Raw genomic sequence first — 17531 nt, forward strand, 5'->3', positions numbered from 1 at the left:
ACTTCGGCATCTTGAGTGCCAGACTGAAGGTGCGAACCACAGTCAACAGTGAGAAGGAGTCCGCACATGAAGCTTATGCGCATTGGGGTCGACCTGGCCAAGAACGTATTTCAGATCCACGGTGTGGATCGCCATGAGAAGCCGGTCTGGCGGCAGCGTCTGCCTCGTGATCAATGGCTTCAAACAGTGCTGGAGAAGATCGAACCTGGTTGCGAGATCGGCATGGAGAGTTGCGGTGGCGCCCATCATTGGGCGCGGTAACTCGAAGCTCGCGGATTTCGAGTCAAGCTGATCGCACCCCAGTTCGTTAAACCTTATGTCAAAAGCAACAAGAACGACGTGAACGATGCCGAGGCGATCTGTGAGGCGATGAGCCGTCCCACCATGCGATTCGTCGCCATCAAGACGATCGAACAACAGGATATCCAGGCGACGCATCGCATCCGGGCCGGCTTAATCGAACAGCGGACGGCCAAAGCCAATCAGATCCGTGGGCTGGTCGCCGAGTACGGTCTCATCGCACCGAAGGAATTGCTGATGCTGCGTCGCGCAATACCGTGCTGGCTAGAAGATGCGGATAACGGTTTGACGGCACGCTTTCGTCGTCTGCTGGATGGTTTGTGGGACGACCTTCGTGCGCTGGATGGGCGCGTATGCAAGCTCGACGGCGAGATCACTGCGATCGCGACAAACGAGCCGTCCGCCGTTCGCCTTCAACAGCTGCGCGGTGTCGGCCCAATGATCGCCACAGCGCTCGTCGTCGCTCTCGGTGATGCCCGTCAGTTTGCCAATGGCCGACAGTTTGCCGCCTCGCTGGGACTGACACCGAGGCAACACAGTTCTGGTGGTAAGGATCGACTGCTCGGTATCAGCAAGCGCGGTGATGCGTATCTGCGAACATTGATGGTGCATGGCGCACGCTCGGCGCTACGCACAGCCAAATCCAAAGAGGATCGACTCAGCCAGTGGGCCGTTCGTTTAGCCGAGCGATCGCATCCCAATGTGGCCGCTATTGCGCTGGCCAACAAAACCGCACGCATGGCTTGGGCGATGCTGCGTCACGGCACTGATTACCAACCGAATCAGGCAGCGGCCTGATCTATTTACCCGACGTGTTCTACGAGAGAAATAACTCTTAACCACGATTGCGAAGCAACCTGAACGATGGCAAACCGGTCGAACCGGCGTCGGCAAAACCCTCGAATGTCCAAGTGCGAAAAGCACGAAAAAGCGATCGGGAGCCGGCGCGCGAATAGCCCATCATGGCCCTGCATCGAAACGATGCTGTATTTAGAGGCCGAATATACGTGTGCAGTCGGCGCGGGAGCCAAAGCAAAGGGGCTTGCAATGAGGAGGAGTCCATATACAGTCATTCCTGACATTGCTACGAACATCCAAAGAACGCGGGCTATGTTCGCCAGCGAACAGACGAGCAACCCTCCAAGTCACCACAATCAAGCGTAAAACTACGTCAACCAAGCGTTGCTCGGTGCGGGCGCACTGCGTTGGCGCATCTATAAAAATGTACGTAATTATATGATGCGTTTCAGGCTCAGGACCTTATGAACAGCATATGGACACGCCTACAGAAGGTATTTTCCCGCTCGTCCGCCTTATGGCGAATCCGTCTGTTTCCCCCACCCCGATTCAAATACGAGCCCATTTTGCGCTCGGAACTTTTCAGCGCCGATCAGATGGCCAGCCACGGCATCGCCCTAGCCGGGCAGCATCGCCTGACCACGCTGTCCGCACGGAACTCGATGCTGCACAGGCTCCATGACAACGAGGAGTTGCTCAAACGCAGCTGCGCGGCGCTGACCAACGCGCAAGGGTCCAGCCGACGAGTGACGCCGGCAGCGGAATGGCTGCTGGACAATTACTATCTGATCGAAGAAAACATTCGCACCGCCAGAACGCACCTGCCCAAAGGCTATAGCCGTGAGTTGCCACGCCTGATCAACGGCCCGTCGGCGGGGCTGCCTCGCGTCTATGACATCGCGCTGGAGACCATCTCCCATGGCGACGGTCGAGTCGATGAGGAAAGCCTGAGCCGCTTCATTTTTTCCTATCAGACCGTGATGCCGCTTGCGCTGGGCGAACTGTGGGCGATACCGATCATGCTGCGTCTGGCGCTGATCGAAAACCTGCGGCGAGTGGCCTCCAGGGTCATGGCCAACGCCGACGAGCGCAATCTGGCCGATGACTGGGCCGAACACCTGATCGAAACCTCGGAACGAGACATCAAAAGCGTGGTACTGACGGTTGCCGACATGGCCCGCTCCGCACCGCCGATGACCGCCGCTTTTGTCGCCGAATTCACCCGCAGCCTGCAGGGCCAGAGCGCAGCGCTGGCCCTGGCGCTGAACTGGATGGAACAGACGCTGAGTGAGACAGGCTCCAGTATCGAACGCCAGGTGCAGCTCGATGCGCAACAACAGGCAGCGGATCAGGTGTCGATTGGCAACAGCATCGGCAGCTTGCGCCTCCTGTCCGCTACGGACTGGCGCGAGTTCGTCGAGTCGATGAGTCATGTCGAGCAGATTCTCAATGAAGACCCGGCTGAAATTTACCGGGCGATGGATTTCAGCACCCGCGACAGCTATCGGCATGTCATAGAACGCCTTGCCCGCAGAAGCCCCCAGCACTCGGAAATTCAGATCGCCCGCGCCGCGATCAATCTCGCCGCAGCCGGAACCGCCTCAGTCCCCTGCGAACTGCTGGCCCGCCATGTCGGGTATTACCTGATCAGCGCAGGGCTGCCGACGCTGGAGCGACGACTCAATGCCAGGGTGCCGCTTCATGAGCGCTGGAAACGGTTGTTGCAGCAGTCGCCGCTGATGTTTTATCTGGCGCCGGTGGCTTTTCTGACGCTCATCTTTGCCTGGCCTTTACTGGCCTCCGCGCAGCGCGACGGGATGCCCGATGCGGCGCTTCTGATGATGGCGATTCCCTGCCTGATCATGACCAGCCGACTGGCGATCAGCCTGATCAACTGGTTGGTGACGTTCAGTCTGTTGCCGACGACGCTGCCTAAAATGGATTACGCCAACGGTATTCCCGATTGCGCGCGAAGCCTGGTGGTGATCCCGACGCTAATCGCCAGCCTGGCCGATGTGGACGAACTGGTGGAAGGTCTTGAAGTGCGGTTTCTCGCCAACCGCGACAACAACCTGTATTTCGCGTTGCTCAGCGATTTTCTGGATGCGCCTGAAGAGGCTCAGCCGCAAGACGCCGAGCTGCTCACACAGGCTTCCCGTGCAATCACCCTGCTCAACCGAAAATACGCGGACGGACTCAGCGACCGATTCTTTCTGCTGCATCGGCCGCGTCGCTGGAACGCGAGCGAACGCGTGTGGATGGGCCACGAGCGCAAACGCGGCAAGCTGATTGAACTCAACGCCCTGTTGCGTGGCCATGGAGAGGAACGCTTCAACGCTATCGTCGGCGACATCACGCCATTGCGCGGGGTGCGTTACGTGATCACGCTGGACACCGACACCCTGCTGCCGCGCGATGTCGCTCGCCAATGCGTGGCGGCCATGATGCACCCGTTGAATCGTCCGTTGTTCGACAGTGACGGCGAGCGGATCATTTCCGGCTACGCGGTGTTGCAACCGCGAGTGGGCATCAGCCTGACCAGCGCCTCGCGCTCAGTCTACGCCCGGCTGTTTGGCAGTGATGCAGGCGTCGATCCCTACACTCGGTCGGTATCGGACGTTTACCAGGACCTGTTCCAGCAAGGCTCCTTCATCGGCAAGGGCATCTACGACGTGGACGCGTTCACCTGCGCCCTGGAAGGTTGCTTGCCGGATAACCAGATTCTCAGCCACGACCTGATCGAAGGCTGTTATGCACGATCCGGCCTGCTCAGCGACGTGCAAGTCTACGAGCAATACCCCTCGCGCTACGGTGCCGATGTCAAACGACGGCATCGCTGGGTTCGCGGCGACTGGCAACTGCTGCCATGGACATTGCCTTGGGCGCGCAACGCCGACGGCAAGTGGGTGCGCAACAGGCTGAGCGTCATGGCACGCTGGAAGATTCTGGACAATCTACGACGCAGCCTGGAACCGCTGGCGCTATTGCTGATGTTCGCATGGGGTTGGTTTGCTAGCAGTCAGCCAATGAACTGGACCCTGACAGTCATCGGGTTGATGGCGATTCAACCGTTGCTGCGAGCGGTGACCGATCTGATGCAGCCCCCCGCTAATGTGCCCTATGGGCAATACCTCAGGGCGCTGCTGGGTGATCTGGCACAAGACCTCGCCCGGGCTGGTCTGACGCTCGCCTGGCTGCCCTTCGAGATGTTCTACAGCGCCGACGCCATCCTGCGCTCGCTCTGGCGAATCGGCTTCAGCAGACGCCGGCTGTTGCAATGGCAGCCCTCGCGCGAGGTGGAGCGAACCACCGAAAACCGGCTGCCCGGCCTCTATCGCCAGATGTGGATCGAGCCGGTGTCGGCCCTGATCTCACTGGCCCTGCTGGTGAAGGATCCGCAGACGCTGGCCATCGCCAGTCCGCTGCTGTTGTCGTGGTTAGTGGGCCCCTGGATCGCTTGGTGGCTCAGTTCGGCACCCAAGCAGTCGGTGTTCGCACCGTCGCCGGATGATTTGCGCTTCTTGCGGTTGCTGGCGCGCAAGACCTGGGCGTTCTTCGATCAATACGTCGGGCCCGAGGATCACTGGCTGCCACCGGACAACGTGCAGGAAGACCCCAGGCATGCCATTGCCCATCGCACCTCGCCGACCAATATGGGCATGTCGCTGCTCGCCCACCTGGCCGCTCACGATTTCGCTTACTTGAGCACTGAACGGCTGCTGTCCCGGCTTGCGGCGTCGCTGGACAGCATGGACGGCCTGGAGCGTTATCGGCAGCATTTCTATAACTGGTACGACACGCAGACCCTCGAGCCGCTGCGTCCGCATTACGTCTCCACCGTCGACAGCGGCAACCTGGCGGGTCTGCTGTTGACCTTGAGCACCGGCATTGCGCAGCTGGCAGACGCCCCGATGTTCGGCCCCGCCGTGATCAAGGGTCTGCGCGATACCCTGGATATCCTTGCAGATTCCCAACGCGCTTCGGGGGCGGATGAATACGCCCTGACACTAAGAAAAGGCCTTGAACCGGTCTCGCAAATTGCGACCCCTGAGGCGCTGGCAGACCTGCTGCACACGGCTCATATCATGGTCACCAGCCAGCCAGCGGACACCGACGAGGAAAGCCTCTACTGGCGGGAAGCCTTTACCCGTCAATGCATCGACTGGACAGAAGAACTGCAGCGTTATCGCCTCCCTGCCCCCTCGGTCACGATTGAATCGCCTCGCACCTTGCGTCAACTGGCCGGCCTGAACCCCGCCGACTGGGCCGCCGAGCATCACCCTGAAATCGAGCGGGTCCGCAGTGACGCCGCGCAGCGTCTGGAAAACCTGAAGCGTCTGGCGTTATTGGCCACGTCTCTGGCGCAGATGGATTTCTCGTTGCTTTACGACCACCAGCGTGACCTGTTTGTCATCGGTTACAACGCCGAGGAGCGCAGGCTCGACACGGGTTACTACGACCTGCTGGCGTCCGAGGTGCGGCTGACCAATTACGTGGCCATCGCTCAGGGACAAATCCCCCAACGCGCCTGGTTCACCCTGGGAAGGCTGCTGAGTGAAAACGCGGGCGTACCGACGTTGCTGTCCTGGTCGGGCTCGATGTTCGAATACCTGATGCCCATGCTGGTGATGCCCAACTTCGAGGGCAGCCTGCTGGACCAGACTTGCCGCGCCGCCGTGTCAGTGCAGATCGAACAGGGCAACAGGCTGGGCATTCCGTGGGGCGTTTCGGAGTCGGGTTACTCCACCGTCGACGCGCACTTCAATTATCAATACCGCGCCTTCGGCGTTCAGGCCCTGGGGCTCCAGCGCGGGCTGAGCAATGACGTCGTGATAACGCCCTACGCGAGCGCCCTGGCGTTGATGGTCGATGCCGATGCGGCCTGCAAGAACCTGCAACGCCTCGCCCTGCAAGGCTCCGCTGGACGTTTCGGTCTGTATGAGGCCGTGGATTACACCGAGGCCCGCTTACCCCGAGGCCAACACTTCGTCGTGGTCCGGTCGTTCATGGCTCACCACCAGGGCATGAGCTTGCTGGCCTTGACCAGCCGACTGCTCGATCAACCCATGCAACAGCGTTTCGAGGCCGACCCGGCGCTGCGATCAGCCCTGCTGCTGCTACAGGAGCGGGTGCCGAAATCCGCCGCGCCGTACCTGCAAACCGCACAGTCGCCGGTACTCGGCGATGTCGGTCAAGGCCAGGATACGGGGCTTCGGGTGTTCTCCGATCCGGGACGCAAGCGTCCGGCCGTGCAGTTGCTTTCCAACGGTCGCTACCACGTCATGCTGACCAGCGGCGGCGGTGGTTACAGCCGTCGTAATGAAATGGCGATCACCCGTTGGCAGGAGGACACCTCACAGGACAATTGGGGGATGTTCTGCTACCTGCGCGATGTCCAGAGCAACACGGTCTGGTCGGCTGCGCATCAACCGACGATGCATCAACCCGAGAGCCACGAGGCGATCTTCTGCGATTCCCGTGCAGAGTTCCGTGCGCGCAACCTGGATTTCGACACGCACCTGGAGATTGTTGTCTCGCCTGAGGACGACATCGAACTGCGCCGCCTGCATGTCACCAACCGAGCGTCTTCGGCCAAGACACTGGAGATCACCACCTACGCCGAAGTCGTGCTGACAACCCCGGTCAACGACGCGATGCACCCGGCGTTCAGCAAGCTGTTCGTGCAGACCGAATTACTGCCTGCGCTTCAGGCCATTATCTGTAGCCGCCGCCCCCGGGCCAGCGATGAATCGACGCCGTGGATGTGCCATTTGCTGGCGGCACACGGGGTGGACATCGATGCGATCTCGTACGAAACCGATCGCGCCCGGTTCATCGGCCGAGGACGCAGCCTTGTGTCACCTGCCGCCCTTGATGCCGATTGCCAGCGCTTGTCAGGCAGTGCAGGCCCGGTGCTCGATCCGGTGATCGCGATTCGCTGCAGGATTACCCTGCAACCCGGCCAACAGGCCACCATCGACCTGGTCACCGGTGTCGCCGACAGCCGTGATAACTGCCTTTATCTCATCAACAAATACCGCGACCGCCACCTCGCCGACCGCGTGTTCGACCTGTCCTGGACCCATAGCCAGGTGCTTCTGCGTCAGCTCAACGCCTCGTTGTCCGATGCCCGTCTGTTCGAGCAGATGGCCTCGTCGCTGCTTTATGCGAACGCCTCGATGCGCGCCAACCATACGGTGCTGATCGCCAATCGCCGCAATCAGCCGGGACTCTGGGGTCAGGCCATCTCCGGCGACCTGCCCATCGTTTTGCTGCAAATCCAAAGTCTGGACAATATCGCCCTGGTGCAGCAATTGATTCAGGCTCACGCCTACTGGCGGCAAAAAGGGTTGGTGGTCGATTTGTTGATCTGGAACGAAGATCAGGCGGGTTATCGCCAGCAACTGCACGACGCGATCCTGGGCCTTATCACCTCAGGCAGTGAAGCCACTCTGCTGGATCGTCCGGGCGGGATTTTTGTGCGCCCCGCGCAGCAGATGTCGAATGAAGATCGCGTGCTGTTCCTCTCGGTTGCCAGGCTGGTGCTGAGCGAAGATCTGGGCAGCCTGGCCGAACAGATTCATCGGCGCAAAGTATCACCGGTGCACGCGCCGTTCGTGGCGACCCGGCATTTTCAGGCTCGGCCGGCATCGGTACGACCGAACCGTCCCTTCCTGCTGTTGAGCAACGAATATGGCGGCTTCAGCGCCGATGGCGGTGAGTACATCATCACCGGGCTCGCGCCCGATCCGACACCCGCGCCCTGGGTCAACGTGATCGCCAATGCACATCTCGGCACGGTGGTCTCGGAAGCCGGCAGTGCCTATACTTGGGCCGAAAACGCCCATGAATTTCGCCTGACGCCCTGGCACAACGATCCGGTCACCGATCGCAGCGGCGAAGCCATTTACCTGCGTGATGAAGAGACCGGGCACTTCTGGTCTGCAGCGCCTCAACCCTGCCCTGGACAAGGCCCGTACCAGACCCGTCACGGTTTCGGTTACAGCGTGTTCGAACATGAAGAAGACGGCATTTACAGCGAGCTGTGGATCTACGTGGCACTGGATGCGCCGATCAAATTCTCGAGGCTAGTGTTGAGCAACCGCTCGGGACGCCGCCGGTCATTGTCGGTCACGGGGTATGTGGAATGGGTGCTGGGCGATCTGCGCAGCAAATCGGCGATGCATGTGGTCACCCAATCGGATCCCGCCAGCGGGGCTTTCTTCGCCCGCAACGCCTATTCGGTGGAGTTTTCCGAGCGGGTGGCGTTCTTTGACACCGACACGATCGATCACGGTGTCAGCGGTGACCGTACTGAATTCATTGGCCGCAGTGGCACCCTGGCCTCACCGGCAGCGATGCAGCACGCCGGTCTGTCCGGACGCATGGGCGGCGGTCTGGACCCTTGTGCCGCCCTGCAAGTGTCGATCGAACTCGGCGATGGCGATACTCGGGAAGTCATTCTGCGCCTGGGGGCGGCGTCTTCCAGTAACGCCGCCACCCAGCTGGTGCAGCGTTATCGTGGCAGCCTGGTGGCCGCCAAGGAATTGCAGAAAGTACGGGAACACTGGCGCTCATTGCTCGGGGCGATTCGTATTGAAACGGGCGCGCCTGCGGTCGACGTCATGGTCAACGGTTGGTTGATGTATCAGGTCATCGCGTGCCGTTTCCAGGCCCGAAGCGGCTACTACCAGTCAGGTGGCGCCATCGGTTTTCGCGATCAGCTGCAGGACAGCATGGCGATGATCCATGCAGATCCGGCAGCCGTGCGAGCGCATCTGTTGCTGTGCGCCGGCCATCAGTATGTGGAAGGCGACGTGCAACATTGGTGGCACCCGCCGATGAATCGAGGGGTTCGCACCGCCTGCTCCGACGACTTTTTGTGGCTGGTGGCCGCCACCAACCGCTATGTACAAATGACCGCAGACGTGGGTGTACTGGAAGAGGCCGCCGGATACCTGGAAGGACGCCAACTGGGGGCCGGAGAAGAGTCCTACTATGACCTCCCCGGGGTATCGCCCCTGCGAGAGTCCCTGTATCAACACTGCGTGCGCGCCATCGAACACAGCCTGCGCCGCGGTCATCATGCGTTGCCGCTGATGGGCTCTGGTGACTGGAACGACGGCATGAATCGCGTCGGCCATCTGGGTGCAGGTGAAAGTGTCTGGCTGGGCTTCTTCAGCTATCAGGTGCTGGAGCAATTCGCGGTGACCGCCCGCCTGCACGGTGATCACGTATTTGCCAAACGCTGCAGCGACAGCGCGGTGACGCTGCAACGCAACCTCGATCAAAGTGCCTGGGACGGCGCCTGGTATCGCCGTGCCTGGTTCGATGACGGACAAATTCTCGGCTCGGCGAGCAATAAAGAATGTCGTATCGATTCCATTGCTCAAAGCTGGTCAGTGCTGTCAGGGGCCGGCTCTGCCGTCCGCCAGATCAAGGCCATGCAGGCATTGGATGAGCATCTGATCAAACGTGACATCCGCGCCGTGTTGCTGCTTGACCCACCGTTTGACAAGGGCGCCCTGGACCCCGGCTACATCAAGGGTTACGTGCCAGGCGTGCGCGAGAACGGAGGTCAGTACACGCATGCTGCCGTTTGGGCGGGCATGGCGTTTGCGCAGTTGGGTGAAGCAGGCAAAGCATGGGAACTGCTGAATCTGATCAACCCCGCCGCCCCTGCCAACAACGCTCAAATCGACATCTATAAGGTCGAGCCCTACGTCATGGCCGCGGATGTCTACGGCGCCGCACCCCATGCCGGGCGAGGGGGCTGGACCTGGTACACCGGTTCTGCCGGCTGGATGTACCGGCTGATTGTCGAGTCATTGTTGGGCGTTCAACGCAGCGGCCGTACGCTCAGAATCGAACCGCTGATACCCGTCGACTGGCCGGGCTTCATCTTGCACTACCGCTTCGGCAGAACCCTCTACCACTTTGATGTGCGTCAGGGCAGTTCGACCTTCACCTCCATGACCCTCGATGGCCAGCCATTGAGTGACGGTGCGCTGCCACTGGATGACGGCGGTCTGGAGCATTGGGTTCGGGTAGATTGTCGCGCCCGGTCACCCAGGCCTCAGGCGCTGGAATTCGAGCATGCCGCCGATGAATAGACATTGATCACCAGCCATGGCGGGCATGGGAGTACCCTGAGTGGGCACGCCCCTGTTCCGTCACGGATGCTCTGCCATGCATGCCTCCCCCAATCCAAGCCACAATCATCTACTTGCGGCGCTACCGGCCGTCGACCTCCAGCGCCTTGTTCCGCATCTGGAGCAGGTCAGTCTGGCGCTGGGCGATGTGCTGTATGAACCGGGGGACACCTTGCGGCACGTTTACTTTCCGACCGACGCCATCGTTTCCCTGCTGCATGTCACGGAAAACGGCTCGTCAGCAGAAATCGCCGTGGTCGGAAACGAGGGTTTGATCGGCATAGCGCTGTTCATGGGCGGCGAAAGCACATCCAGTCGGGCGGTGGTGCAAAGTGCCGGTGGTGCATTTCGCCTGCCTGGGCAAAAGCTCAAGAAAGAGTTCAACCGTCATGGCGATCTGCTCCTGCTGATGCTGCGTTACACCCAGGCGCTGATCACGCAGATGTCACAGACCGCCCTGTGCAATCGCCATCATTCGATCGATCAGCAATTGTGTCGATGGCTGCTGTTGTCGCTGGATCGCCTGCACGGCAATCGCCTGAACATGACCCAGGAGCTGATCGCCAACATGCTGGGCGTGCGCCGCGAAGGCGTCACGGAAGCGGCCGGCAAACTGCAGCGTCAAGGCGTCATCGAGTACAGCCGAGGCCAGATAACGGTACTGGATAGAGCGCGCCTGGAACGGCTCAGCTGTGAGTGCTACCTGGTAGTCAAGACCGAAACCGATCGGCTGTTGCATTACACCCGTCGTCAGGACGAATGATGCGTTCGAATTGATTGCCAGCGGCAATACCGGCTGTCCCTTAAACCGGTCAGCGAGCGGATATTGCTCCCGCTAACCCCGCATAAGACTAGGGTTGCTTTCACCTTCGAGATGACTGTTCTCCCATTAACCGATCTTTGGCAGCCCCTGTTCTGAAATTGCGCGGACATTGGCAATCGAGTCTGCAAAGGTAGTCTCGGAGATTTAGGCCCCTACTTCTCGTCCTTCAGCCCGCTGGCTCTAAAGGAAGTTAATGGTTCAACAACGGTAACGTCACCACGAACTCACTCCCCTTCCCACTACCCTCGCTCACCCCGATAACTTTGCCGCCGTGTGCATCGACTAGCTCCCGAACTACGGTCAACCCAATGCCCAAGCCAGACCCATTGAACCCTATGGCGTGCTCGTCCTGGACATAAGGATCAAAAATGAACGGGAGAGCCTTGGCCGAAATGCCAATTCCATTGTCGGAGATACTTATCCTCAAAACACCGGCTCCAACCGTTACAGACAGTTCGATGTGGCCGCCGACCGGGGTGTACTTGGCCGCATTCGCCAGTAGATTGTGAAGAATCTGGGCTAGTCGTCCTGGGTCACCGTTCACCATCAAGATGCCATCGGGAAGATGAGCGTCGAAATGCTGCTTTTGCGCGATCATCACAGAGCCACATGCGTCAATAGCGCTACTCAGAATTTGCATCATGTCGACATCGTGGCGATCGATTCTCAACTTGCCAGTGCTGGCGCGGGAGACATCGAGCAGGTCGTCGACCAGCTGTGAAATATGCTGTACTTGGCTCTCGATCAACTCACGCATCCGCGGTAGCTGGTCGCTAGGCAGCCGAACCATACGCTCTGCAATCATGCTGATGGGTGTGAGTGGGTTTCGCAGCTCATGGGCCACCATTGCAAGCACGCTTTTCTGCTGGCTCAGTGCGCGCTCAGCTGTCGCCTGAAGGTCTTGAGCGCTGAGCGCAGCTATGACCAACTGGGCGTTCGCCTCTCGCAGCTCCTAGTACAAACGCTGCTCTTCCAAGCGAGGGGGTGTTACAGCGTCGGATTGCGCCAAGAGTATCGCCAGTACCAACTGCTGATTGGCCTCAATCACTTGCTCAACCTGCTGGGTATCCACCAGCCGATCACTGGCTTCGCTCAACTGTTTTTGCAGGGCTGCTAATACAGTGCGTGCTTCAACGGTTTTTTGGCCTAGGAGGAAGAGTACGTGAGCGGCATTGATCATTTCTCGCTCATTCTCGGCGCCGGCTTTACTCATGAGTCGGTCTCAAACATTTTTATCTCCTGTGCATACCGATCCTGAACGCTGTTTAGTCGGTCTACCACCGAGTAAACCTTCCTGATCCGGTAGCATTTCGCCTATCTGCAGGCCCTTATCGTCGATGTGGTACTGGCGCAACTCATCGGAATGAGCGCTGGCGCGCAGCTTGACCACAGCCATGATCCGCAACAAGCGGCTCTGCACTTCAATGTAGCGCTGAACGATGATTGCGTCGGTGAGAAATGCCGTGCCGTAAGGGCTGAAGCGCAGGTCGGTGTAGCGGTCTTCCAGCTCTGAGGTCATCAACACGCTGACCCCGGTGCTCGTCAAAGCAGTGACCATGCGCGACAGCGACTCGCGAAAGTCTTCGCGGAAGGTCGGCGCGAGCGCCAGTTCGAAGCCAGACAGCGAATCGATCACCACGCGGGTGGCTTTCAGTCGGCTGATCTCGCTGAGCAGTAAATGCACGATTTCGTCGATGGACAGGTCCGGGGCGCGGCTGTCCACCAGACTGACCTGTCCGCTCTGGATCAGGCCCGAAAGGGTGGCGTTCTGGGAGTAATTAGGCCGCTGTTCAAACACCGCGATCACACCGGTTTCACCATTGCGCGCGCCCTCGGCGAGGAAGGTCCCGGCCAGAATGCTTTTGCCCGAGCCCGACGGCCCGGCCACTAGCAAGGAATAACCACGGGGCAGGCCGCCGCCAAGCATCTCGTCGAGTTGTGGCACGCCCATTTTCAGGCGTTTGATCGGGAACTCCAGCGGAGCTTCAACCGGGTTGAAAGTCGCAGGCGCAAAGACCTTGATGCCCGATGTGGCGATACGGAAGGTGTGCAGCCCCGGCAATGTCGGCTGGCCGCGCATCTTCATGATTTCTATCTTGCGCACCATCGAGTTGCGCTCAACGCTCTGGCGCAGCCAGATCAGGCCGTCAGCCACGGTGAAAATAGGGTTGGTGTCGGTTTCGGTGAAATATTCACCAATCAAGAAGGTTGTCGCCTGCCAGGTGGTCATCAACATGCCCAGTTGCTGAACGAACTGCGGCAGATTGTTGTTTGGGTTGTCCTGAGTCTGGCTGGCCAGTACCACAGAGCGGAACGAGTCGACAAACACCAGAGCCGGTGAGTGAGCCTCCACCTCGCTGATAATGCGCCGTAGCACTTCGTCCAGATTCCCGGTTTGGGTGTCGTCGGACAAGTTGGCATCTATGAAATTGCGGTCATCTACGGGGGCGGAATGGGCCTGTTTTCAAAACAGCCTGATTGGCTGCTTTGGGTCGACTACGGCCCTTCGCGGCAGACAGCAAACGGCCCAAAGCTGCTGGTGGCAACGGACAGAAAACGGCCAGAAGCAGTCAATCGCTAAAACTCCAGCGACCCAAATGGGCCGCTTTTTCTGCAGATCTTCACGACTGGATAGCTAAGCGGCGCGAACACGCGCCGAATACCTAAAATCCTTTAATCGCCTCACACCATGAACAAGACACGGAGAGCCCTATGGAGCAGCGCAAACACATTTGCGGCACAGACGAGATCAGAGCTCACGTTAAGGACGGTAGCGAGCTTAAGTACTGGGCACAAAAAATTTGTGGTTTCCAAGAATGAGATAAGATCAGCCGTCAAGGAGGCTGGCGAGTCGCTTACCGCAGTCCAGCGGTAGATCAAGCTAATCCAGCACGCATGAGAAAGCAGTCCGGCCCAGCGTCGGGATTCGCTACCTGAAGTCCTCTCGCCCATCGTCATTCGCCTCCTGCTACGCTCTCACTTAGCGCCCCTAAGCAGCTCACGTCATCGTTGGGTCGCCAGGAGCCTAAAATGAAATGCGCATTTCTGACGTTCATAGCCCTACTCGCCTGCTCATCGGCAATGGCATCACCGCCAGATGGAGAAACACTTTTTCAAGATAACTGCATTGTTTGTCACGGGCCTCGAGGCACGGGAGGATCGGCACCTAAGCTGGCCGGAGATGCCAGTGAGTGGAAATCAAAAGTATTTGAGCGAGCCGTGCTGAGCGGTATCGACGACCATGGGAAGCCTCTGAAGGCGCCAATGCCGCATTGGGCTAGCGCTAGCTTCAAATCTGACAACGGTGTAAAGCCAAGCAAACTTGAAATTGATGCAATTCAGAAATACCTGCATCAGCAAAAGTAGTGTGTTTGCTTCGACCGAATGCTTTCGTTTCGGCGACATGCTTTTCACGCAATGCTCACAGAATGGAGCGCAGATTACCCCTGCTCCTTTGAAGAATTCCCGTTTGGCCCGCCCGCATGCGGGCCATTTTTTTGGCTGCTACGCTTTCCTAATTCAAAGGAGAAGTGGCCATGCCTGACGTCTATGTTTCGCATCTTCGGCAGCTTCATCGACGCTGAGCAGAAAGAGTGGTTGGCATCCCACAAACCTAAACGCGCCAAAGGCATCTAGTAGTACGGATGGAGCTGGCGGCCAGATCTAGGCTGCGGGCCCATAGAGTTTGGGAATTGTTCACGCCCCCAATCAACAAAGACCTCAACCGGCGGGGCTAGATGCGAGCGACTGGGGTACAGCACTGACGCCGGCCCCGGGTGTGGGTGATAGGGGCGCAGCACTTCAACCAAAGTTCCGTCCGCCAGAAAACGGTCCAGCGTAATACCTAGTGCCTGAAGAATGCGAAAGCTTGCGACGCCACACTCGACATAGGCGTTGGGCTCGTTGACGGTAATGCCTTGGCGACTGACGTGACATTGCTCGCTACCGCCATCCATAAATCGCCAGGCCTGCGGGCGTTGATTGTGCCCTGACAGAAAGGTCACGCCACGGTGTGCGTTCAAATCTATATCAAGACTAGAACCTCCGAAGGCAGACACCAGTTGTGAATGCCTCCGTTCAGCTTTAGCAGGTCAATCGGGTAAGCGCGTATCTATTTATTCCCCATCAACCTTTGAATCGCCACCCTGTTTGCCGAGAAGCCAGCACACGATGCCAAGCACAAGAGTAGCGAAACCCAGCGCGGCAATAGTAATGGCTGGTGTAGTCATCGAATCCAGAATCACGAATTTGCGACTGAGCGCCAACAGCGCGATCAGCAGAACAGTTCTCACCTGGACGATGCTGTCACGTCGTAGCGCTGGGCGAACTATCGAATGCTTGAATTCCAGCGCAATCAGGACGGTAAAGATCGAGCCAAAAATCGACTGGAACACTTCATGGTCGAGCGGATCGATTGTCCCCGATATCAACATGGGAAGCAGGCGCCGACAGAGCTGGAGCATCGCCATGAGGATCACACTGGCGATGATAAGGCTCAGGGAGAAAACGATTATCTGCTCGAACCTCTCATAAGCATTCATCAGCGCCCATTGCACCCGGAAACGTTTAAAAGAGGAGTCTGGTTCTGATAGCCCGCGCTTCGTCATGGACGAATCCTCCAGTTCATGGCCATGGAGCCCGCGCCATGGCCCTACGACGGGCGAGATAGTGACGGTTCTAGCCATTTCAAGAGCAACCAGTATCATCTATCCCGGAACCAGTTGCATCCAGAAGGTGAGCTAGGCCAGGAGGCAATTTCGTCAAGGTGGTCGAGCCGATCGGGCGGGTCTTCGCAAACTTAATGTTGAGGATGTCACACCCATTATCCAGACACTTGGTCAGGCTGGATTTCCACTCTATCGAGATAGCAAAGACGCTTGGTATCAGGCTGAAAATATAGAAGTAGGCCAGCGCGAATTCATCGTCCAGGATCCCGAAGGTTATCTCGTAAAGTTAGTAGAGCGGTTGGGCGAGAGACCTGCTTGCCAGATCTGAATCTACGCCAAGCCGACCGTCCGCTTGGGTCGGATAGCGCCCCTCACTCACTGTGACTAATCCACCCTTGTCCTCCCTCAACGTGGAGGACCAGCCATGAACACTATTGCCACACACAGCCATCAGCCTTGGAACAAGGGAAAGATTGGCGGCCAGAAAGCACCGCTTCGAGTCAGAGATATCTGGGCCATTCGGGTCAGACTCCAGCTCGCGGAGAAGGCACGGGATTTGGCACTCTTCAACTTGGCTATCGACAGCAAACTGCGCGCCTGTGACTTAACCAAGCTGCGAGTACGAGATATAGCCCATAGAGTACATGTATCATCACGAGCCATCGTGATGCAGCAGAAAACCCAGCACTCTGTGCAATTTGAAATCACTGAGCAAACCCGAACGGTTCTGGAGGCTTGGATGCATCAGGCCCACCTTCGAAGTGAGGACTTCTTGTTTCCGATCCGGCTGCACGACTCAGACCACCTCTCGACCATACAATACGCTCGAATAGTCAAAGCGTGGGTGACCGCCATTGGCCTTGACCCAACCATGTACGGTACTCACACACTACGGAGAACCAAGGCATCGCTGATCTATCGCAGGACGAAGAACCTGAGAGCTGTCCAACTCCTGCTTGGTCATACGAAGCTTGAAAGCACCGTCAGATACCTGGGAATCGAGGTCGATGATGCCCTGGAAATGGCGGAACAGACTGAAGTCTGATCATCCATAGCGACGGTCGATGCTAGACCGTCGCTATTCGACTAACCGGCCACTCACAAAATCGGCTTTCTCACAGCCCCCCTCACCGAGTTGCGCATCGCATCGGCGATTCGACTTACTATCGAACTCTGAAAAATAAAAGAGAACATATCGATTGAGCGTAGTAAGCGAATTTGAAGATTGCCTAGAAAACGAGCTTGCTCGTTCCGAAAATGATGAATGGTTTTTGAGTCATACCAGAGAGGCAATCATAGCGAGGCTAGAACCGGACGAGGCTTATGCGGCGCTCGCATTTGCGCTCAAGCTTACGGCTAAACAAGACAGTCCATTCCACTTTGCGAGCTGTTGCTGGTTTGTCCTTGCTCTTGCTCGCAAAGCTGACACAACTCAGCTCCCGACTGACGCTTTTTCGATCGTCCCTGCCTTGGAAACCAAAGCCGGACAGCTGTGTGAACAGCATGAACTTGAAGAGGTGTTTAAATGGTTTCGTGTTTCCCGATTGAAGCCATAGAACGTAACACGTCGTGATTTCCAAGAAGAAATACGTCTGGTTTTGTTTATTTTTCTTTTCCCGAAAGACCGCTATGGGTCGATTCTGTTGAAAAAGTCGGCCATGGTTTGCGCATCGGAAAAGTACGCGTCCGAGATTGAAATCTTTACTTTTGGCAGAGGCTTCCGGACTCGGATTTCACGTAGCAGCGTGCAAAAAAGGCGTTTTCACCAGCCAATGGTCAGGCAGTTTGGGC

Annotated in this window: 9 protein-coding genes and 3 pseudogenes; 7 read left to right on the forward strand and 5 right to left on the reverse strand. The window is 58.1% G+C overall.

The window, feature by feature from the left end:
• The first annotated feature begins 66 nt into the window (after positions 1-66).
• The 3 genes and pseudogenes from JFU47_RS05290 to JFU47_RS05300 all read left to right on the forward strand — a co-directional run bounded on the left by JFU47_RS05290 (position 67) and on the right by JFU47_RS05300 (position 11013).
• Positions 67-1098, forward strand: a pseudogene (locus JFU47_RS05290) (IS110 family transposase).
• A 464-nt stretch (positions 1099-1562) separates the two neighbouring features.
• Positions 1563-10211, forward strand: a complete 8649-nt coding sequence (locus tag JFU47_RS05295) for a GH36-type glycosyl hydrolase domain-containing protein (RefSeq protein WP_201181616.1) — start codon at positions 1563-1565, stop codon at positions 10209-10211.
• A 76-nt stretch (positions 10212-10287) separates the two neighbouring features.
• Entirely contained in the window at positions 10288-11013 is a 726-nt protein-coding gene (locus JFU47_RS05300) for a Crp/Fnr family transcriptional regulator (protein ID WP_201181617.1), read from the forward strand.
• 250 nt (positions 11014-11263) lie between these two features.
• Here JFU47_RS05300 and JFU47_RS05305 read toward each other — a convergent pair whose 3' ends face one another.
• The 3 genes and pseudogenes from JFU47_RS05305 to JFU47_RS05310 all read right to left on the reverse strand — a co-directional run.
• Positions 11264-12001 carry a sensor histidine kinase gene (locus tag JFU47_RS05305; RefSeq protein ID WP_242485075.1) on the reverse strand — a complete coding sequence of 246 codons (738 nt, stop codon included), beginning with the start codon at positions 11999-12001 and terminating at the stop codon, positions 11264-11266.
• Between the two features lie 24 nt (positions 12002-12025).
• Positions 12026-12286 (reverse strand): hypothetical protein, encoded by a 261-nt coding sequence (locus tag JFU47_RS33040; protein ID WP_242485076.1) that lies wholly within the window; start codon positions 12284-12286, stop codon positions 12026-12028.
• A gap of 9 nt (positions 12287-12295) precedes the next feature.
• Positions 12296-13489, reverse strand: a pseudogene (locus tag JFU47_RS05310) (RAD55 family ATPase); the annotation flags it as partial.
• A gap of 614 nt (positions 13490-14103) precedes the next feature.
• Between JFU47_RS05310 and JFU47_RS05315 the strand changes: the two are divergent.
• Positions 14104-14439, forward strand: a complete 336-nt coding sequence (locus tag JFU47_RS05315; RefSeq protein WP_201181619.1) for a c-type cytochrome — start codon at positions 14104-14106, stop codon at positions 14437-14439.
• A 266-nt stretch (positions 14440-14705) separates the two neighbouring features.
• On the opposite strand, the gene JFU47_RS33360 is transcribed toward JFU47_RS05315, so the two are convergent.
• Positions 14706-15131 (reverse strand): LysR substrate-binding domain-containing protein, encoded by a 426-nt coding sequence (locus JFU47_RS33360; protein ID WP_342215353.1) that lies wholly within the window; start codon positions 15129-15131, stop codon positions 14706-14708.
• A 57-nt stretch (positions 15132-15188) separates the two neighbouring features.
• Positions 15189-15680, reverse strand: a complete 492-nt coding sequence (locus JFU47_RS05325) for a phosphate-starvation-inducible PsiE family protein (RefSeq protein ID WP_201181621.1) — start codon at positions 15678-15680, stop codon at positions 15189-15191.
• A 196-nt stretch (positions 15681-15876) separates the two neighbouring features.
• Here JFU47_RS05325 and JFU47_RS33045 point away from each other — a divergent pair.
• From JFU47_RS33045 to JFU47_RS05335, 3 genes and pseudogenes are all read left to right on the forward strand, one after another.
• Positions 15877-16068, forward strand: a pseudogene (locus JFU47_RS33045) (VOC family protein); the annotation flags it as partial.
• A 96-nt stretch (positions 16069-16164) separates the two neighbouring features.
• Positions 16165-16785, forward strand: coding sequence for a tyrosine-type recombinase/integrase (locus JFU47_RS05330; protein ID WP_201181631.1), 621 nt, complete (start codon positions 16165-16167; stop codon positions 16783-16785).
• Positions 16786-16939: 154 nt separating this feature from the next.
• On the forward strand, positions 16940-17296 hold the full coding sequence (locus tag JFU47_RS05335) for a hypothetical protein (RefSeq protein WP_201181632.1): 357 nt from the start codon (positions 16940-16942) through the stop codon (positions 17294-17296).
• Positions 17297-17531: the final 235 nt, after the last annotated feature.

Origin of the sequence: Pseudomonas sp. TH39(2020) (assembly GCF_016650715.1) — a bacterium.
GTDB classification, from domain to species: Bacteria; Pseudomonadota; Gammaproteobacteria; order Pseudomonadales; family Pseudomonadaceae; genus Aquipseudomonas; species Aquipseudomonas mandelii_C.